Below are 19,031 nucleotides of genomic sequence, written 5' to 3'. Positions count from 1 at the left end.
GCCCAATCTGCTCCCATCATCTTATCAAATTGCGGGCCGGCTTGATAGGACAAATACTCGAGCAACCTGTTCGCATATACATGTAGAGGTCCTGTCGGTAAGGAGGTCGGCGCATGGGCTTTTTCGGCGGGTTGCTCCGCTTTGTCAAACTGATTCTCGCCATTTGCATCTTTCTCTTGTTTTTACGAGCCATACTGTGGCCAAGCGCACTCGATCTCTTGATACTGATGATGCTCTTCATCGTATTCGTCGCCATGTTCATCGGCGGACCTTAGAGTGCGTGCGCGAACACACAAGACGGGAAACAGCCTGTCTGCCAGGGCTGCTTCCCGTCTTGTTGATCTTTGGCGGATCGACTCAAAGCGCAGCGATCTTGGGCAACGTGAACGGAGCGTTGGGAATGTACAGCGCCTGGCCAGGGACGATCGGACCATCGAGCCAGGGATTCACTCGCTGCAATTCGCTCGGCAGGCACCCACAGCGGTCCGCCACAGTTTCAAGCGTCTCTTCCTCCATCACAATCACGTAGCGAAGCGTGTAACGCGGCTCAGGACCGTTGAAATCGACAAACGACCACAGATGGTGATCGGTGACGGAGGGGGCGGGTGCCTCGTGCCGCGCATCGTCTTCTTCTCCGTCGGTCGCCGACCAATCCGATTCCTCGTCGCTGCGAACGACAGATGCCGAGAAATGGACGATGGGAGGTTCATTGCCGCCTGCTCGAAGCTCGCCAAGCGCAGGATCGACGGCATCGGTTTGTGCCGTTTCCAGGTCGATTTGATGTTCGAATTCAAACGAGGCGATTGGCTTCGGTTCCTGTTCAGTCGATTCCGGCCTTGCAGCCTGGAATGCCTGCTCAGGCGCTGATTGCAAGTGCGGCGGCTCTGTTTCGGCCTCTGGGGCTGGCGTGAAAAACCGATCCAGATTCGTCAGTTCGTTTCGCACGTCGGAAGTGGTTGAAGCTTTCGCTGCCTCAGGCTGGTCATCGGCAGGATCTTCCGCGGCACGGAAAGACTGGGACTGACCTTCAGCTTCCGCCCAGCCGTGTCCACCACGCGCTTCGCTGACCTGGTCGGCTTGGTTGGACTCAAATTCGCGCTGATTGGGCTCCTCATCTTCAGACGGCGTGTGACGCCAATCGCCCGTTGCGCCTGCGACAGCGCCGTCGTAGGCATCCGTTGGACCCGCCGCCACGTCCGCGTCGGTATCGGCGCCGACATTGGCTTTCAGCTCAAAGTCGTCAAACCCTTCCGAATCCGCCTCGCTTTCGGTGCCGCGAAGGAGCAGTTCAGGTTCTGCCAACGTTTGAACGTTCTCATCGATCTCCTGTCCACCGCAGCGAAAATGATAGCCCTGTTCGCCCGACAGGCCGTGCACTTCCAACCATCCCGTCGCATTCAGCCAGTGATCGGCCGACACGGTGAGCGCAAACCCAGATAAACGACTCTTGACATTGACAATCCCTTTCGGCTGCGCCGCGATGGGCACGAGCAGTGTGAACGGCAAGCGATAGTGTACATGTTGGACCGTTTCCATGGTATTCGGATCGGAATCGTCCGAACCTTGTGTTTGTTGGCTTGGCCGCCGCAAAAAGCCAGCGAACACAATGGCGCCTTCCAACTGAAACACGTCGTCAGCCTTGTCAAACGACACCACTTCCGTGGCGACCGTCACATCCTCCACACTGTCTCCGGTTTGCACCGACTCCACAAACACCTCTTGATCTACCGGGAGGCGAATGAGCGGTTCACGCCCTCCTTCAGACATTAAAGCCCCTCCTCAAAACGGCAAGATTCCACCATCAATGTATGACCTCGTCTCACAACATATGTCGAAGAGAGGCACCACAGCGTGGGATTCCATGCCCGAGGAGGGGCGGTGAATACGCATTTAGACCAGACCGGCGAACGCCTTTTCCATGGCGTCGATGGTCGCGTCGACTTCTTCATCCGTGTGCACACAGGATATGAACGCCGACTCCAACTGAGAAGGCGCGAACGTGACACCTTCTTGCAGCATGGCATGGAAAAATTTTGCGTATCGCCTTGTATCGCTCGCCGCCGCCGATGCGAAGTCGGTCACAGGACCTTTGTGGAAGAAGAGTCCAAACATGCCGCCGATGGCATCGCCGCAAGTGGGAATACCATACTGTTCGCCGAGCTCCACGAACCGCTCGACAATCTTTCTGCCATACGTCTCCATCTGCTCATAGATGCCGCGTTCCGCCGCAGCCTCAAGCATCCTCAACGACGCTAGACCCGCCGACATTGCGAGCGGATTGCCGGACAGCGTACCGCCCTGATAAACCGGGCCGGTCGGCGCCACCAAGTCCATGAGGTCCCTGCGGCCGCCGTACGCTCCGACGGGCAGGCCCGCGCCGATCACCTTGCCAAACGTGGTCAAGTCAGGCTGGATGCCGAAACGCACTTGAGCCCCGCCAAGGCCTACGCGAAAGCCGGTGATCACTTCATCGAAGATCAACAGTGCCCCGTGTTCCCGCGTGATGTCGCGAACGCCCTGCAGATAGCCTTCCCGCGGGAGAACGCAGCCCATGTTGCCTGCCACAGGTTCGAGGATCACGGCGGCGATGTCCTGTCCCATTTCGGAAAACAAGGCCCGCATCGCGTCGAGATCGTTGTAGGGTACAGTCAGCGTTCGTTCAGCGATGGCCTGCGGCACACCAGGGGAATCCGGGAGGCCGAGCGACGCGACGCCCGATCCGGCCTTGACCAGGAACTGATCCGCGTGGCCGTGGTAACAGCCGATGCACTTGACCACATACGTACGCCCAGTTGCCGCGCGCGCCAGCCGAACGGCGCTCATCGTGGCTTCTGTGCCGCTGTTCACCATACGAACGACCTCGACAGATGGAATGAGCCTCGCCATCGTTTCGGCGACTTCCGTCTCAAGCTCGGTTGGCACGCCAAAACTCGTGCCGCGGGCCGCGGCTTGCGAGATGGCTTCCAAAATTGTTGGATGGGCATGTCCCCAAATCAGCGGCCCCCACGACATCAAGTAATCGATGTAGCGATTGCCGTCTATGTCGTACAGATACGGGCCGCTTCCGTGGTCCGCGAAATACGGTGTCCCCTGCACACTCTTGAACGCCCGCACTGGGCTGTTCACGCCTCCGACGAGGACTTTCTGCGCGCGTTCGAACGCCGCGGCGGATTTCTCGTATCCCATCGTCCGACCTCCCCCTTATCGTCCTTGTTCCTCGCGAATCCATGTCGCGACGTCTGGAGCATGGTACGTGAGAATGATGTCTGCTCCCGCTCGCTTGAACGAGGTCATCATTTCCATCACCGTGGAGCGCTCGTCGATCCAGCCGTTGCGCGCGGCCGCTTTGACCATGCTGTACTCCGCGCTCACGTTGTAAGTCGCAATGGGCAGATGGAACGCTTGCCGCAAACGCAATGTCACGTCGAGATAGGACAAGGCCGGTTTGGTCATCAGCATGTCGGCGCCTTCCTCGATGTCCGACTGTGCCTCAAGCAAGGCTTCGCGGGCGTTGGCAGGGTCCATCTGGTACGTCTTCCGATCGCCGAACGCGGGCGCGGAATTGGCCGCCTCCCGGAAAGGTCCGTAAAACGCCGACGCGTACTTGACCGCGTACGACAAAATCGACACGTCGAGGTAGCCGTGATCGTCAAGCATCTCGCGGATTTTCGCGACGCGGCCGTCCATCATGTCGGAAGGCGCCACGACGTCCGCGCCAGCCGCGGCATGCGACAGGGCGGTCTTCGCGATCAGTTCAAGCGACGGATCGTTGACAATTTTGCCGTCGCGAACAAGTCCGCAATGCCCTGCTGGATTGTACTGGCACAGACAAACGTCCGTCATCACGACCATGTCCGGATTTTCCGCCTTTGCGGCACGGATCGCCTCTTGCACAATGCCGTGTTCCGCGTACGCCGAAGTCGACAGCTCGTCCTTTTCCGCCGGAAGTCCGAACAACAAGATCCCTTTGATGCCCAGTTCCGACAGGCGTTCGATCTCGCGCCGGAACGCCTCGATCCCGTAGTGGTGCACGCCCGGCATGGACGGCAGCTCGCTCGCGCCGGAAAGGTCCTCTTCCACGAACATCGGATATACCAAATCGTCGATCGCGACCGCATGTTCGCGCACCAACGCGCGCAACGATGCATGACTCCGCAAGCGACGGTGTCTTGTAAACGACATGGTTCTTCACTCCCACAGGTTCAAAATAGAATGGATGGCCGCAATAAGCGCTTCGTGCGTCGGGCGCGTCGGTTTCGCCGCAATCCGAAGTCCGCACCGCTCCGCTTCGAGTGCCGTCGTCTCGCCAAATGGCACCACCCAGACGTCGGATCGGCCTACCCAAACGCGAAGCTCAGGATGGGACACCAAAGCTTGTACACCCGACGGACTGAACAACGTCAAGATGGCCGGCGCGTGTTTCGTCAATTGATCGGCGGCGATCTCCGCCGGCCTGGTGTGATACGTCGTCACTTCCACAATCTCGTACGATTGTGCCCGCATCAGATCAGGCAACGTGCTTAACGCTTGAGCGCCCTTGCAGAACAAGAACGCGGCTGGCGGTTGCACGTGCTTGATCAGTGCCTGGGCAAGCCCTTCGGCATCGCCCACGCCGTCAAATGTGCGCGCGCGCAAGCCAGCGCGGCGCAGCACGTTGGCAGTCGCCTCTCCAATACAATAGCAGACGAAGGAATCCCTGCGCCAATTCAACGCTTCGCCGCAGGTCTCCATCGCTTCCAACCAAAACTTCGCGGCAGGCATCGACGTGAAGATCCACCCTGCGAATGATCGACTCGACAAACCGGACAATACGTCCCGAGGAATCTCGACGGGACGCGTTTCGATCAGCGGGACATGGACGGCGATCCGCCCTTCTGCCGCAAGCATCTCTCGAAGCAAGGCTCCACGCGGTCCCGATTGCGTGATGATGACCGGGACAGGCTCATTCATCTTGCTTCAGACGAGCTTCCGCCTTCGCGATCCACTCGTCGGCCCCGAGGCTCAGCAGTTTGTCGGCCAACGCCTTGCCAAGTTGGACTGGGTCCGTTCCGGCTGCGGATTCCCGCACACAGGCGTCCCCATCCGGATCGGCGACGAGGCCTGTCAAATGAATGACACCGCTATCGTCAAGGGTCGCGTAACCGCCGATGGGAATTTGGCAGCTTCCTTGCAACCCATGAAGCAACGCGCGCTCCGCCGTGACCGCCTCCACCGTCTCCCGATCCGACCAGCGCCGCAGCACAGCGACGAGATCAGCGTCGGACTCGCGGCATTCCACCGCCAACACACCTTGTCCAATCGCAGGCAGACAGACGTCAGGCGGCAAATACTCCGTGATTTGCCCTTGCCATCCCATGCGGTGCAATCCCGCGGCGGCGAGCACAATGGCGTCAAACTCGCCTTCGCGGACGCGCCTCAGCCGGGTATCGATGTTGCCGCGCAACGGCTCGATGTGAAAGTCCGGCCGGACCATCCGCAGTTGCGTGACGCGGCGAAGGCTTGACGTTCCCACGCGCGCACCGTTTGGCAATTGGTTCAAAGGCAGGCCACTTGCGGAAATGACAACGTCCCGGGGATCCTCGCGCTTCGGAATGCCAGCCAGTTGCAGGCCCGGTGCGAGTTCGTACGGGACGTCTTTCATGCTATGTACCGCGATATCCGCCTCACCGTGGAGGAGGGCGTGTTCGATCTCGGAGACGAACAAACCTTTTCCGCCGATCTTGGATAAGGTGACGTCGAGAATTTGATCGCCCTTTGTCCGGATCGGCACAACTTCGAATGAAGTACCTGGCAATATCTCAGTCAACCTGTCGATGACCCAGTTGGTCTGCGTCATGGCCAATTGACTGGTACGCGATGCAACGCGGATAGTGTTCATACGTTCGATCCTCTCCGTCATCTTCGTATCTATCATCTCGCAGGCTAGCATCTCACAGGCTAGGGGCGCACCGGAAACTGCGCCGGATCGGCAACGGCCACCAAGTTGACCACCGTGGCGACAAAACAGATCATTTGGTAGGCCATCAGGCCCCTGCCCGTCCCTTGGCGGCGCACGCGTTGAATCAAATAGACGGCGTACATGGCCCACGTCAGCAGCGTCACAACCGTTTTCAGGGAACCGAGAATCCAGTGGTGAAGAACGACCTGCGCCCATTCTTCACCGATGGCCATCGCGACGAACAGGAGAAAGAAGCCCAATGCCGACGAAAACAATGCCCACCGATCCAAGGCCGCAAGCGATGGCAATTGGAGAAACCAGCGATTGAACCGATGCCTTCGCAGATTCCGATCCTGCACCACGTGCATCAGGGCGAAAACAAATCCGAAAGCGAACGCGATTTCACTCATCGTGGCCATCACGATGTGAACGAACAACAGATCGCCGTGCGGAAACCACGGGAACGGATGTCTCGATTGTTCGCCGCCCGCGAACAACGTCAGACCGAAGCCGACCACGTTGGCGAAGAACACGACGAGCCCAATCTGAAAGAAGGTATCCAGCACCAGCGTGATCGCCAGCATAAACCAAGCGATGAACAGCAGCAGGTCAGACTTCGAGTAAGCCGGAAACACAGGAAGGCGGGCAAACCGTTCGAACAGGAGCGCGGTCATCGCAACAAAGGCCACGAACAAGAGCACAACCGCCGCCCGGTTGATCCGTCGGCGCGGTTCGACCACATCGCTGAACAACAAGGTTAAACTCAGCGCGTAGGCGCTCATCGCCGTGTCCGACAGTACACGCACCCAAATCATCGAGCATCACCGAAGCACAGGGTGCAGCCGAGGCTTGTGCTCCATCTGCTCCCCAAGCAACCGTCCGAACAGCTCCGCAACGGTGTGACCGGCAGCCGCTGATAGCGACGTTTCCGCACGCTCCTCTGCAACATCGATGCCAAACAGCTTCGCGAATACCGAGGCGTACGTCGCGTCCCCGGAAGCAATGGCCAATTCCTTGACGTTTTGGATCGGCTCCCGCAACAATTGGTTCACGATACTCATCGTGTGCTTGTTCAAGATCTTCTGTTCCCGTTCGCTGAGGTTTGGCAGCTTGTTCAGCAAGCTCGCCATCACTTCGCGCTGAATCGCCTCTCCCTTGCTCCGCAGGGCCGCAATCAGCGGCACAACCTCTTGTTCCGTCAGCCAATTCGAGAACGACTGCACGCCGTCGGCGATCATCGCCTCAATCGCCTGGGCCTGGCGTTCGCGTTCCTTGAGGTTGGCGTCGATCACGCCGTCGAGATCGTCCACATCGTACACGTACGCCATCGGCAAGGCCGCGATGGCCGGATCGATGTCGCGCGGAACCGCCAAGTCGAGCATAGCCACCGGACGGGCCTTGCGTTGCGCCAACGACGCCTTGACGACGTCGACGGACACGGTGTACCCTGGCGCACCGGTCGCCGAGAAGACGACGTCGACATCCGGCATCACATCGGGAATCGCCGTGAGCGGCACGACCTCGGCGAGATCGCCAATTGCGTTCCGCGCCTTATCCACACTGCGATTCGCGACGATCAAACGACCAATCCCCTGCGCGGCAAGGTGCCGAATCGCGAGCGTCCCCATTTGGCCCGCGCCAATCACGAGGGCCGACTTGTTGGATAAACCGCCGACCACCTTCGACGCCAGCTGAACCGCCGCGTAGCTGACGGAAACCGAGTGCTGTCCAACCGTCGTTTCCGTCTGTGCCCGTTTCCCGACGTGCAGTACCTCGCGAAAGAGTCTGTTGAACATCGCGCCCGTGTTGCCCACTTCGAACGCCTTCGTGAACGCGTCTCTCATTTGGCCCAAGATCTGCGTCTCGCCGATCACGACGGAATCGAGGCCAGAGGCCACTCTCATGGCGTGGGCGACGGCATCTTCCCCCTGAAGCATATACGTGTGCTGTTCGATCTCCGATTTCGAGCATCCCGCATGCTGCGCCATCAGGGTCACAAAGAAGTCGTGCCCTGCCCGCACGCTGCTCACCAACGCGTATATTTCTGTTCGATTGCACGTCGACAACACGAGACTTTCTAGTACCGTCCGCGTTCCATAGAGTTGCGTCAACACGCCGTCGAGCGCCTCTTCCGAAAAGCTCACGCGCTCACGCAATTCTACGGATGCGGATTTGTGACTCATCCCTACCACGATGATGTGCATACGCTCGTCCTCCTCCCCTGCTCAATCTACCGGATGCCCTCTTGCCGCAGGTTTATGTCGCCTTCGATAGTATACCACGCGTTTCGACAAGCGGCGTGGTACGCCTGTGACACGTCTATGAATCTTTGCCGTCCTTGGCGTCTTCGCCGTCGATCGGCTCCACGTCGCGATACACAGGCGCCTCCAAATCAGCCTCCATCAATTGCCACACGTCGTCGAGACCAATTCGTTTTTCCGCAGAGATAGGATAGACTTGCACAGGCGTTGACAAAGCGGTCCGAATGATCTTCAAATGCTTCTGCACTTGGGATTTCCCTATCTTATCCAATTTCGTCGCGATCACGCTGACCGGCACATCCAGCTCCAACAGCGCCGCATGGACCGCCACATCGTCTTTGCTAGGTTCGTGCCGAATATCCACCAACTGAAAGATGCGCGCAAGCGGTTCCCGATTCAGCAAATACTCGTCGATCATGTCGGCAAACGCGCTTCGTTCCCGTTTGCTGACGGCGGCATACCCGTAGCCAGGCAAATCGACGAATCGAAAAGCGTCGTTGATCCGAAAAAAGTTAATCTGTCTCGTCTTGCCCGGCTGCGCCGATACCCTGGCCAGGGATTTGCGGTTCAAAAGGCGATTCAGCAACGTCGATTTGCCGACGTTGCTGCGGCCGATAAAGGCAAATTCGGGCAAGCCGCCCTCCGGCCATTGATTTGGCCGGACAGCACTGATTTCAAATTCCGCGCTTCGAATAATCACTGGTGAGCCTCGCCTCCACCGTATTTGCCTTCCGACAGGAGATCGGCAAACCAAGCGTCGTGGTTCGATTGTTCCGAATCGTCGACCAGCGGCGCTTCTTCCAACGCCAGTTCCAGGACTTCGTCCATGTGAGACACTGGCACAAAGCGGACGGCTTCGCGCACGATCGACGGGATTTCTTCCAAATCTTTGATATTGCCCTTCGGCATGATGATGGTCTGAATGCCTGCCCGATGCGCGGCCAAGCTCTTCTCCTTGAGCCCGCCGATGGGCAGAACCCGGCCCCGCAAGGTGATCTCCCCGGTCATCGCAATCTCGCGGTGAACGCGCCGATTGGTGAGCGCTGAAGCGACAGCCGTCGCCATCGTGATGCCGGCCGAAGGACCGTCCTTGGGAATCGCGCCTTCCGGCACGTGAATGTGCAAGTCGACCTTTTCGTGAAAATCCGTCGGAATGTGCAACGACTTCGCACGGGATCGAACATAGGACAACGCCGTCTGCGCGCTTTCCTTCATCACGTCGCCCAGTTTTCCCGTCAACACCACCTTGCCGGTGCCTGGAACGACCGATACTTCGACCGTCAACATGTCGCCGCCCATCTCGGTCCAAGCGAGACCCGCCACGCCGCCAATCTGATCCGTCTCTTCGACCTGGCCGTACTCAAACCGATGCGCGCCCAGGAACGTGGTGAGCAAGGCCGAGGTAACCGTCACCCGCTTGCTCTCGCCGGACGCGATGATGCGGGCCGCTTTCCGACAAATGCTCGCGATCAGCCGATCCAGGTTCCGCACACCCGATTCGCGCGTATAATGGCGGATGATTTCCATAATGACGTCGTCCGACATCCGCAGCCGATCGCCCTTCAACGCGTGTCGATCGCGCTGTCTAGGCAGCAGATGGCCCTTCGCGATATGGAGTTTCTCCAACTCCGTGTAGCCCGCGAGCTGAATGATCTCCATCCGATCCCGAAGCGGTCCCGGAATATCATACAGATTGTTCGCCGTGGTGATAAACAGCACGTTCGAAAGATTGTACGGTATTTCGATGTAATGGTCCGAAAAAGTCTCATTTTGCTCCGGATCGAGAATCTCCAGCATGGCCGCGGCGGGATCGCCTCGGAAATCGCTCGCCATCTTGTCGATCTCATCGAGCAAAAACACGGGATTGATGACCTGCGCCTGCTTCATGCCTTGCAGAATCCGTCCGGGCATGGCGCCGATATACGTTCTTCGGTGGCCTCGAATCTCTGCGTCGTCGCGAACGCCGCCGAGCGACACGCGCACGAACGGCCTGTTTAACGATTTCGCGATGGAGCGGGCCAGCGACGTCTTACCTACGCCTGGCGGGCCAGCGAGACAGATGATTGGGCCCGACTGACGGTTTGTCAAGGCCTGAACCGCGATGAATTCGAGGATGCGGTCCTTCACCTTCTCCAGTCCATAGTGCTCTTCGTTCAAAATTCGCTCCGCCCGTGCGACGTCCGGCGTGGACCGGGCCTCTTCCGTCCATGGCAGTTCCAACAGCCAATCTATGTAGGTCCGCGCAACGGTTCCTTCGGCAGAGGAGGCAGGAATCCGTTCCAGGCGAACAATCTCTTTCTCAACCTTTTCGTAGACCTGCGGCGGAAGCTGCTTCGCCTCAAGCTTTTCGCGCAACTCTTCAATTTCGGCCATACGGCCTTCCTTGTCTCCAAGTTCGCGCTGAATCGCCTTCATCTGTTCGCGAAGATAGTATTCTTTTTGCGTCTTCTCCATCTGTTTACGGACACGTTGATGAATTTTCCGCTCCAATTCCAATACTTCGCGTTCATCCGACAAAATCTGCAACAGACGTTCGAGTCGCTCCTGAATGTCGAAGCACTCGAGAATCTCCTGCTTTTCGCGCACTTTGAGCGGAAGGTGCGACGCGACCATGTCGGCGAAACGGCCCGGATGATTGATGTCCACGACAGCGGCGTACGTCTCCTGATCCAATTTGCGGGACAGCTTGACGTATTGCTCAAACTGTTGTGAAACGGATCGCATCATAGCCTGCATTTCCGGCGTCGCTTGCACATCGTCAGGTTCAGAGTGAATGCGAACTTCGACCTGAAAATAGTCCTGTTCTCCGGTATATTCCAGAATTTCGGCACGCGCCAAGCCCTCGACAAGGACCCGGATTGTACCGTTCGGCAGCTTCATCATTTGCTTGACTCGTGCCAGCGTCCCGACACCGTAGAGATCGTCGACAACTGGTTCGTCGATTTGACCGTCTTCTTGAGAAGCCAAGACAATCAAGTGGTCTTCCACCATAGCCGCTTCCAGCGCGCTGACCGACTTGGGACGGCCCACGTCAAAGTGCAGCACCATCGAGGGATACACGAGCAATCCGCGGAGTGGCAACAACGGGTACGTGGTTTTGCCATATTCATTCGAGTTTGTCTGTGCCGCCATTTCCCCACCTCCGATTTCGACTCTCCCATTGGATTGGCCTTATTGTACAGAATCGATTCGGCCAAGTCTAATTCGTACTGCGACTTTCACGGCGATGGGCCCGCGCCGCGGCAGTCTACGCAGTCGTTTCGACTATTGCGCGGAAGAATACGAATTGTGCGCCGAGTTGGACACAATATCCCCCACCCGCGGGGCCTCGTAATCGTCCAATCCGCCGACGAGCGATAGTTTCAGGACGTCCTCCAGGCGCTCGACCGGAACAACCTGAATACCGTCCATGTGCCGGAACGTCTCCTGCCAATTCGCCTTCGGCACCAAGACGACCTTCGCGCCCGCTTCGGCAGCCGCAGTCACTTTTGCCGCAACGCCGCCAACCGGACGAACGGAGCCCAGGATGGAGAGTTCCCCCGTCATCGCGATCGTATTCAACACGGGTTGGTGACGAATCGCGGAATACATCGCCACAGCCATGGCAATTCCGGCACTCGGGCCGTCCACGGGCATGCCGCCGGGGAAGTTGACGTGAAGATCGTAATCTTCCACGCGAATGCCCATCACGCGGCGGAGCGTCGTCATCACATTGTCCAGCGACCCCATCGCCATGCTCTTCCTTCGCATGCTTCGATCCCGCCCGCCAATCGTCTCCTCTTCGACCAACCCGGTGATGGTCACCTTGCCGGCACCGTGGGTCGAAGCGGGTGTCGCCGTCACCTCGATCTCAAGCAGCATGCCCAACTGCGGACCAAACACCGCCAATCCATTGACCACGCCAACTTGCGGATGCTCGCCAATCTTTCGCTCGGGACGTGGATTCAGGCGGCTGAACTGAATGACCCATTCGACGTCCTCAATCGAAATCTCGCTTCGTCCTTCCGATATCGCCACGCTTCCCGCAACTTGAACCAGGTTCACCGCGTCGCGGCCGTTCGTCGCATACTCCATAATCGCTTCTGCGACGCCTTCGCCAAGCGGCATGCCCAGCTTTTGGGCAGCGCCCAGCGAAACCTTGTGGATTTCCTCGCGCGACAACGGGCGGAAAAACACTTCGACACATCTCGATCGCAAGGCCGGCGGCAGTTCTTCGGGCGATCGCGTCGTCGCGCCAATCAAGCGAAAGTCCGCAGGCAGACCGTTTTGAAAAATGTCGTGCACGTGCAACGGAATATTGTTATCCTCGCTGCTATAGTACGCACTCTCGAGAAACACTTTTCGATCTTCGAGCACTTTCAGCAACTTGTTCAACTGAATGGGGTGCAATTCCCCGATCTCGTCGATGAATAACACGCCTCCGTGGGCCTTTGTGACAGCGCCTTGCTTCGGCTGGGGAATGCCGGCGATGCCCATCGCACCGGCCCCCTGGTAGATCGGATCGTGCACGGACCCAATCAGCGGATCGGCGATACCTCGCTCATCAAATCTCGCCGTCGTGGCGTCCAATTCTACGAACTTCGCGTCCGGTCGAAATGGAGACGTACCCGTCCGCTTGGCTTCTTCCAAAATCACGCGCGCCGCTGCGGTCTTCCCGACTCCAGGCGGCCCATAGACGATGACGTGCTGCGGATTTGGTCCGCACAGGGCAGCGCGCAGTGCGCGAATCCCATCGGCTTGACCAATGATATCGTCAATGCTCTCGGGACGTGTACGCTCTGCCAACGGCTCCGAGAGTGAAACGGACCGAAGCCTGCGAAGTTTGTCAAGCTCCTTGCGAGATTCCCGTTCAATCGCATGCTTGTTGTGATTCTGGGTCTTCAGCAAGTTCCAAAAATACAGCCCAATCACAATCGCAAAAAACACTTGTATCGCTGCCAAAATCGTTGCAGTCATCGCAATCCCTCCCAATCCATGCTGCTCTATGCAGTATTGCCACGGACCGAAAGGCATAAACGAAGAGGGCGTTGACACCGCCGCAACGGCATCAACGCCCAACTCAAAGAACTATAGGACTGTGCGGAACACGCTCCCAGTTAAGCGGTCTCTTCCGACTTCCGCGTAAACGGTATCGAGCTTCCGTCCTTCTTCAAGACGATTGGCGCAGCCTCTCGAAGCGCCGCATCCTTCGTGATAATGCACTTTTGGATGTCGTCGCGAGACGGCAATTCGTACATGACGTCCAGCATGATGGACTCGATAATCGCGCGCAAACCACGCGCGCCCGTTCCTCGACGAATCGCTTCCTTGGCGATGGTGGCAAGGGCGTCTTCATGGAACTCCAGAACCACACTGTCCATGTCAAGCAATTTCTGGAATTGTTTGACAAGGGCATTCTTCGGTTCCGTAAGAATCCGCTTCAACGCCTCTTCGTCCAGCGCATCCAAGGTGGTCACGACCGGCAAGCGTCCAATAAACTCAGGAATCAGCCCAAACTTCAGCAGATCTTCAGGAAGAACGTGCTGCATGATGGCCGTGTCCTTCGTATCCGGTTGATCCTTGCCGCTGCCGAACCCAATCACCTTGCTGCCGAGACGGCGCTTGATGATAGGTTCAATGCCGTCGAACGCACCGCCGCAAATGAAGAGAATATTCGTCGTATCAATTTGAATAAACTCTTGATGCGGATGCTTACGTCCACCTTGAGGCGGAACACTCGCGACCGTTCCTTCAAGAATCTTCAGCAGCGCCTGCTGTACGCCTTCACCAGACACGTCTCTCGTGATGGACGGGTTTTCCGACTTCCGGGCAATTTTATCGATCTCGTCGATATAAATAATACCCCGTTCGGCCTTTTCAATATCGTAATCAGCCGCTTGGATCAACTTCAAAAGAATGTTTTCGACATCTTCACCGACGTAGCCAGCCTCCGTGAGCGACGTCGCGTCGGCAATCGCAAAAGGCACATTCAAAATGCGCGCCAGCGTTTGCGCCAACAGGGTCTTACCGCTGCCGGTAGGACCAATCAACAAAATGTTGCTCTTCGCCAGTTCGACCTCATCGGTCTTCTGCGAACCAGCGTTGATTCTCTTGTAATGATTGTATACGGCGACCGACAGTGAACGTTTGGCCTTCTCCTGGCCGATGACGTACTGGTCGAGAATCGTCTTGATCTCAGTCGGTTTGGGCACGTCCTTCAGTTCAAAATCTTCTTCTTCCCCGAGTTGCTCCTCGACGATTTCATTGCACAGTTCGATACATTCATCGCAAATGTATACGCCAGGACCAGCAACCAACTTGCGCACCTGTTCCTGCGTCTTTCCGCAGAAGGAGCATTTGAGTTGGCCCTTTTCCTCGTTAAATTTGAACATCCATGTTCCCTCCCCAAGTCGAGGTTACCACACCTGCTGTCTAACTCAAAACGTGAAATCGATCCACTCGTCCCGGAATGAGGGCATTACACCTGAACTCCAGGTCCTTGCAACACATCGTCGACCAGTCCGTACGCCTTCGCTTCGTCGGCGGACAGAAAGTTGTCGCGATCCGTGTCCCGCACGATGACATCCAAAGGCTGGCCGGTTCTCTCGGAAAGAATCCGGTTCAGTTTGTCCTTCGTCTTCAACATCCACTCCGCGTGAATTTGAATGTCGGAAGCCTGGCCTTGTACGCCGCCGAGCGGCTGGTGAATCATGATTTCCGCATTTGGCAAGGCATACCGCTTGCCCTTTTCACCGGCCGCCAGGAGAAACGCGCCCATGCTTGCCGCCATCCCCACACACATGGTCGACACCGCGGGCCGGATATGTTGAATAGTATCATATATGGCTAGTCCTGCGGTAACAGAACCCCCCGGACTGTTGATGTACAGTTGAATATCCCTATCCGGATCGTCCGCTGCTAAAAACAGCAATTGAGCGACAATCGCGTTCGCGACGTTATCGTCGATGGCAGTACCCAGCAACACAATGCGATCTTTGAGCAATCTTGAATAAATGTCGTACGATCGCTCCCCGCGGCTGGTCTGCTCAATCACATACGGAATCAGACTCATGCCGTTCCCTCCTCGCCTACAATGCCACTTGCGTCACAAGACAAGGCGTGAATCACCTTGTCTTGTGTACGACAACCGGACATTCAGTTGAACATATTGTACCGTGTTTTACACGAGTTTGCTATGCTCCACGAGCAAGTCGATGGTTTTGCGCGTCTTCAATTCGCGTGCGAAGCCTTCGAGATTGGGATCCCGCATGCTCATCAACTGCCGCACGCGATCCAGTTCGAGGCCCGACGATTCGGCGACTTTCTGCAATTCGTTGTCGATGTCTTCCTGCGTAACTTCGACGTTTTCCGCCTGCGTCAATGCTTCCAAAACCAGGCTCGTGCGGACATTCTTTTCAGCCGATTCGCGGAACTGGTCTTTCAGTTCGTCGAGCGTCGTCCCTGTGAATTCCAAGTACGCGTCGAACGGAATCTGCTGCATTTGCAATTGTTGCGCAAAATGATTGATTTGATGATCGATCTCGTGTTCAATCATCACTTGCGGCAAATCGATGGTCGCGTTCTCGACAGCCTTTTGCACAACTTGATCTTCGATGTAGGCCTTGTGTTCCTGTTCGGCGCGGACCTCCAAGTTCTTGCGCAGGTCTTCCTTGAACGCGTCGACGGTTTCGAAGTCGCTTATCTCCTGAACGAATTCGTCGTTCAGTTCACGCAGGACTTTCCGCTTGATGTCGTGAAGGACGACGTGGAACTTCGCCGCTTTGCCTTGCAGCGACTTGACGTGGTACGTCTCTGGGAACGTCACTTCGATGTCGCGTTCTTCGCCAGGCTTCATGCCCACCAACTGGTCTTCAAAGCCAGCGATGAACGTGCCGCTGCCGATTTCCAACTGGAAGTTTTCCGCTTCGCCGCCTTCGAATTCTTCGCCGTCGACTGTGCCCTTGAAGTCGATGCTTACGGTGTCGCCCTGCTCCACCGCGCCATCCTCGACGACTTCGATTTGAGCGTGGCTCTTCAAGATGTTTTCAATTTCTTCTTCGACCTTCTCGTCCGTCACTTCGAACGATTTGTCTTCTACTTCGAGTCCCTTGTATTCGCCGAGCTTGACTTCCGGTTTCACGGTCACAGTCGCCTTGAACACAAATGGCTTGCCGTTTTCGACTTGCACAACGTCGACAGACGGTTGATCCACCGGCTCAATCCCCGTCTCAGCGACAGCCTCCAAGTACGCTTGCGGCAAGAGGATGTCAACCGCTTCTTGATACAGCGACTCTACACCAAAGCGGGCCTCAAACAGCTTGCGCGGCACCTTTCCCTTGCGAAAACCAGGCACGTTGACGTTCTTGACGACTTTTTTAAACGCCTGATCCAACGCTTGTACAAATCGATCCGAAGCGACCTCCACTTCCAGAACGCCTACATTCGCTTCGGTTTTTTCCCACTTAGCTGTCATGCAAAATTTCCTCCCAATAGTCCACATCCGTCGGACCGCTTTACTATTCTTAGGATCGCTGGATTTCGCTCAAACAACGCGACGATACGAAAGCATATCAAAACGGTCTTTCGGAAAAACCAAACCGTCGCATTTGCGAATCGAGCACCCCGACAGGGATGCTCGAGCGTGTCCACCGTGGCGTCCCAGGAGGGATTCGAACCCCCGACCCACAGCTTAGAAGGCTGTTGCTCTATCCTGCTGAGCTACTGAGACACTGGAGCGGGTGATGGGAATCGAACCCACGCTACCAGCTTGGAAGGCTGGAGTTCTACCATTGAACTACACCCGCTTAGCGGCAATGTTACCTATGATATTCTAGACGATCACCATGGTGATATCAAGATACCGATTCATGGGACATCCACTGCGACTTTCGATCCCGCAGCATTCGAACCGCCATGGCCCGGTGAGAGAAGAGCGATTTCTCCTCCGGCGACATTTCCGCGTATCGGTGTTTGTGCCCATACGGCGTAAACAGCGGATCGTATCCAAAGCCATGCGTGCCCCTGCGCTCGGTATAGACGGTGCCAGACACGCGCGCCTCGACTGTGACGAGCACCTGCCCCGCTTGCGCAATCGCGAGCGCGCACGCGAAATAGGCAGGCACCTCGACAACCCCAACTTCGCGCAACCGCTCGATGAGTCGTTCATTGTTCGCCTCGTCGTCGCCGTGTTTGCCCGCATAGCGCGCCGACAACACGCCAGGTTCGCCATTGAGCATCGGCACCACGAGGCCGGAGTCGTCGGATAGAACCTTTCCCGATACGAGCTGCGAGTAGAACACCGCCTTCTTCATGGCATTCTCTTCAAATGTGACGCCATCCTCCACAGCGTCCGGAAGGCCGTCCGGCAACCGTACGAGTTCAATGGTCGGTTCGTGCAAGAGGAGCTTCAGCTCGTCCACCTTGTGTTGATTCTTGGTTGCGACAAATAACTTCATGTGAACCTCCCATGTGCTGTTCAACAGGGGAACCCCCCATCGGGATACATCTATAGCCGTACGGACTGTGTGAGCCTCTGCGCCGCTTCCGGCAATGCGACGTGCGTGATGGCATCTTCTTCAACCGCCTGCCCGAACCACTGGTTCAGGGCGGTTTTCATGCTTTGTTTATCCCCCGTCGTCAAGTACCTATACCTTCGAGCCGAAGCATCTCTGTTGGCCACCCGCTTCTCTTGAAGCAGATTGGCGACGTATGCGGCCGTTGCGTCGGCCGATGAGATGACTTTCACCGACGGGCCAACCACCTGCTCAATGACCTCGGACAACAAGGGGTAATGCGTGCATCCCAACACCAGGCAGTCGATGCCTGTCGACTCAAACACGCGAAGTGAAGCCCGGACCGCTTGCTCCACCTCGGGCCCGTTGAATCGTCCCGCTTCGACCAACGGCACGAAAGCCGGACACGCGTGTTCAACGACATGCGCGTCAGGCGATATCGCGTGTATGGACTGGCGATACGCGTGGCTTGCGATGGTCACCGACGTTCCGATCACGCCAATGCGTCCCGTTTCGCTCGCCTGCACCGCGGCGCGGGCGCCGGGTTCGATCACGCCGACGACCGGGATCGGCAGTGCCTCCCGCAGCAGAGGAAGCGCGACCGCAGTCGCGGTGTTGCACGCGACGACGAGGCACTTGACGCCGAGTCCAACCAGATACTCGCCAATCTCCAGCGAAAATCGCGCGACTTCCGCGGACGAACGATCGCCGTACGGACACCTGGCCCGATCCCCTAAATAAGTGATTGCTTCCAACGGCAATGCCTTCGCAATAGCTTGCGCGACGGTCAGCCCGCCGATGCCAGAGTCGAATATGCCAATCGGATCAATAGACTTTTCCATGGGTACCGCTCCTCTTGACGAGTATCAGCCGCTCGTGATGTCTCAACATTCCGTCAGGCCCTTACCGGTTACCCATATTCATCAACAGCAAATCCAGTGAATGGAGAATGTTTTTCCGAGACTCTATATCTACATTTTCAAGAACGGAGTCCAAGTAGGCTCGTCTTGCTACCAACACCGATTCGATCACGTTCACGCCAGCTTCCCGCAATTGAACACGGACGACGCGGCGATCCAGATGATCCCGCTGACGCGCCACATATCCCGCGCGCTCCAACCGATCCACCAAATCCGTTGTCGTGGAATACGCCAGATACAATTTGCTGCTCAATTCACCGATGGTCAATTCGCCCTCGTTGTTCAACACGATGAGCGCGTCGAACTGCGGTGAAGTGATGTCGTAGCTGCGCAACAAAACCCGCCCTCTTCGCCGAACGGTGCCGGCAACCAAGCGCAGGGACTTTTCAATCTCTTCGACGTACTCGCCATATGTACTCAC

17 protein-coding genes and 2 tRNA genes are annotated in these 19,031 nt (G+C 57.1%); 1 reads left to right on the top strand and 18 read right to left on the bottom strand.

Annotated elements, in window-relative coordinates; translation table 11 throughout:
• Positions 1 to 113 precede the first annotated feature (113 nt).
• Entirely contained in the window at positions 114 to 275 is a 162-nt protein-coding gene (locus AAC01S_RS19505) for a hypothetical protein (protein WP_169793986.1), read from the top strand.
• Between the two features lie 82 nt (positions 276 to 357).
• Here the strand turns inward: AAC01S_RS19505 and AAC01S_RS01275 are convergent, their stop codons facing one another.
• The 18 genes from AAC01S_RS01275 to AAC01S_RS01190 form a co-directional block, all read right to left on the bottom strand.
• Positions 358 to 1,767 carry a hypothetical protein gene (locus AAC01S_RS01275; protein WP_067617519.1) on the bottom strand — a complete coding sequence of 470 codons (1,410 nt, stop codon included), beginning with the start codon at positions 1,765 to 1,767 and terminating at the stop codon, positions 358 to 360.
• Between the two features lie 123 nt (positions 1,768 to 1,890).
• Complete coding sequence (hemL, locus tag AAC01S_RS01270) at positions 1,891 to 3,186, bottom strand: glutamate-1-semialdehyde 2,1-aminomutase (protein ID WP_067617516.1); 1,296 nt, start codon at positions 3,184 to 3,186, stop codon at positions 1,891 to 1,893.
• A gap of 15 nt (positions 3,187 to 3,201) precedes the next feature.
• Positions 3,202 to 4,182, bottom strand: a complete 981-nt coding sequence (gene hemB / locus AAC01S_RS01265) for a porphobilinogen synthase (RefSeq protein ID WP_067617513.1) — start codon at positions 4,180 to 4,182, stop codon at positions 3,202 to 3,204.
• A 6-nt stretch (positions 4,183 to 4,188) separates the two neighbouring features.
• On the bottom strand, positions 4,189 to 4,950 hold the full coding sequence (locus AAC01S_RS01260; RefSeq protein ID WP_067617510.1) for a uroporphyrinogen-III synthase: 762 nt from the start codon (positions 4,948 to 4,950) through the stop codon (positions 4,189 to 4,191).
• Positions 4,943 to 5,878 (bottom strand): hydroxymethylbilane synthase, encoded by a 936-nt coding sequence (hemC, locus tag AAC01S_RS01255; RefSeq protein ID WP_067617507.1) that lies wholly within the window; start codon positions 5,876 to 5,878, stop codon positions 4,943 to 4,945. Before hemC ends, AAC01S_RS01260 begins: the two co-directional genes overlap by 8 nt.
• A 59-nt stretch (positions 5,879 to 5,937) precedes the next feature.
• On the bottom strand, positions 5,938 to 6,753 hold the full coding sequence (ccsA, locus tag AAC01S_RS01250) for a cytochrome c biogenesis protein CcsA (RefSeq protein WP_245630006.1): 816 nt from the start codon (positions 6,751 to 6,753) through the stop codon (positions 5,938 to 5,940).
• Between the two features lie 6 nt (positions 6,754 to 6,759).
• Positions 6,760 to 8,142 carry a glutamyl-tRNA reductase gene (hemA, locus tag AAC01S_RS01245; protein ID WP_083511410.1) on the bottom strand — a complete coding sequence of 461 codons (1,383 nt, stop codon included), beginning with the start codon at positions 8,140 to 8,142 and terminating at the stop codon, positions 6,760 to 6,762.
• A 115-nt stretch (positions 8,143 to 8,257) separates the two neighbouring features.
• Entirely contained in the window at positions 8,258 to 8,899 is a 642-nt protein-coding gene (yihA, locus tag AAC01S_RS01240; protein WP_083511409.1) for a ribosome biogenesis GTP-binding protein YihA/YsxC, read from the bottom strand.
• A complete protein-coding gene (lon, locus tag AAC01S_RS01235; protein WP_067617504.1) occupies positions 8,896 to 11,331 on the bottom strand; it encodes an endopeptidase La in 2,436 nt (811 codons plus the stop codon). Before lon ends, yihA begins: the two co-directional genes overlap by 4 nt.
• 132 nt (positions 11,332 to 11,463) lie before the next feature.
• Positions 11,464 to 13,155 (bottom strand): ATP-dependent protease LonB, encoded by a 1,692-nt coding sequence (gene lonB, locus AAC01S_RS01230; protein ID WP_067617501.1) that lies wholly within the window; start codon positions 13,153 to 13,155, stop codon positions 11,464 to 11,466.
• 140 nt (positions 13,156 to 13,295) lie between these two features.
• A complete protein-coding gene (gene clpX, locus AAC01S_RS01225; protein ID WP_067617498.1) occupies positions 13,296 to 14,570 on the bottom strand; it encodes an ATP-dependent protease ATP-binding subunit ClpX in 1,275 nt (424 codons plus the stop codon).
• Between the two features lie 86 nt (positions 14,571 to 14,656).
• The gene (clpP, locus tag AAC01S_RS01220; protein WP_067617495.1) at positions 14,657 to 15,250 is read right to left on the bottom strand and encodes an ATP-dependent Clp endopeptidase proteolytic subunit ClpP; all 594 of its coding nucleotides are present in this window, start codon (positions 15,248 to 15,250) and stop codon (positions 14,657 to 14,659) included.
• 108 nt (positions 15,251 to 15,358) lie between these two features.
• Entirely contained in the window at positions 15,359 to 16,651 is a 1,293-nt protein-coding gene (gene tig, locus AAC01S_RS01215) for a trigger factor (RefSeq protein ID WP_067617492.1), read from the bottom strand.
• A gap of 178 nt (positions 16,652 to 16,829) precedes the next feature.
• Positions 16,830 to 16,906 (bottom strand) — tRNA-Arg (locus AAC01S_RS01210).
• A gap of 2 nt (positions 16,907 to 16,908) precedes the next feature.
• Positions 16,909 to 16,982, bottom strand: a tRNA-Gly gene (locus tag AAC01S_RS01205).
• 48 nt (positions 16,983 to 17,030) lie between these two features.
• Positions 17,031 to 17,633 (bottom strand): RdgB/HAM1 family non-canonical purine NTP pyrophosphatase, encoded by a 603-nt coding sequence (gene rdgB, locus AAC01S_RS01200; RefSeq protein WP_067617490.1) that lies wholly within the window; start codon positions 17,631 to 17,633, stop codon positions 17,031 to 17,033.
• A 50-nt stretch (positions 17,634 to 17,683) separates the two neighbouring features.
• The gene (gene murI, locus AAC01S_RS01195; RefSeq protein ID WP_067617488.1) at positions 17,684 to 18,532 is read right to left on the bottom strand and encodes a glutamate racemase; all 849 of its coding nucleotides are present in this window, start codon (positions 18,530 to 18,532) and stop codon (positions 17,684 to 17,686) included.
• Positions 18,533 to 18,593: 61 nt separating this feature from the next.
• On the bottom strand, positions 18,594 to 19,031 hold the full coding sequence (locus AAC01S_RS01190) for a MarR family winged helix-turn-helix transcriptional regulator (protein WP_067617486.1): 438 nt from the start codon (positions 19,029 to 19,031) through the stop codon (positions 18,594 to 18,596).

This window comes from Alicyclobacillus acidiphilus NBRC 100859 (genome assembly GCF_001544355.1).
Taxonomy (GTDB): Bacteria; Bacillota; Bacilli; order Alicyclobacillales; family Alicyclobacillaceae; genus Alicyclobacillus; species Alicyclobacillus acidiphilus.
This window is presented reverse-complemented; position numbering and strand designations above follow the sequence as displayed.

Coding starts and splice junctions, on each gene's coding strand:
- hemB (WP_067617513.1), bottom strand. CDS start 4,182: ATGTCGTTTACAAGACACCGTCGCTTGCGGAGTCATGCATCGTTGCGC.
- hemL (WP_067617516.1), bottom strand. CDS start 3,186: ATGGGATACGAGAAATCCGCCGCGGCGTTCGAACGCGCGCAGAAAGTC.
- tig (WP_067617492.1), bottom strand. CDS start 16,651: ATGACAGCTAAGTGGGAAAAAACCGAAGCGAATGTAGGCGTTCTGGAA.
- clpX (WP_067617498.1), bottom strand. CDS start 14,570: ATGTTCAAATTTAACGAGGAAAAGGGCCAACTCAAATGCTCCTTCTGC.
- rdgB (WP_067617490.1), bottom strand. CDS start 17,633: ATGAAGTTATTTGTCGCAACCAAGAATCAACACAAGGTGGACGAGCTG.
- clpP (WP_067617495.1), bottom strand. CDS start 15,250: ATGAGTCTGATTCCGTATGTGATTGAGCAGACCAGCCGCGGGGAGCGA.
- AAC01S_RS19505 (WP_169793986.1), top strand. CDS start 114: ATGGGCTTTTTCGGCGGGTTGCTCCGCTTTGTCAAACTGATTCTCGCC.
- ccsA (WP_245630006.1), bottom strand. CDS start 6,753: ATGATTTGGGTGCGTGTACTGTCGGACACGGCGATGAGCGCCTACGCG.
- hemC (WP_067617507.1), bottom strand. CDS start 5,878: ATGAACACTATCCGCGTTGCATCGCGTACCAGTCAATTGGCCATGACG.
- hemA (WP_083511410.1), bottom strand. CDS start 8,142: ATGCACATCATCGTGGTAGGGATGAGTCACAAATCCGCATCCGTAGAA.
- lon (WP_067617504.1), bottom strand. CDS start 11,331: ATGGCGGCACAGACAAACTCGAATGAATATGGCAAAACCACGTACCCG.
- murI (WP_067617488.1), bottom strand. CDS start 18,532: ATGGAAAAGTCTATTGATCCGATTGGCATATTCGACTCTGGCATCGGC.
- AAC01S_RS01275 (WP_067617519.1), bottom strand. CDS start 1,767: ATGTCTGAAGGAGGGCGTGAACCGCTCATTCGCCTCCCGGTAGATCAA.
- lonB (WP_067617501.1), bottom strand. CDS start 13,155: ATGACTGCAACGATTTTGGCAGCGATACAAGTGTTTTTTGCGATTGTG.
- AAC01S_RS01260 (WP_067617510.1), bottom strand. CDS start 4,950: ATGAATGAGCCTGTCCCGGTCATCATCACGCAATCGGGACCGCGTGGA.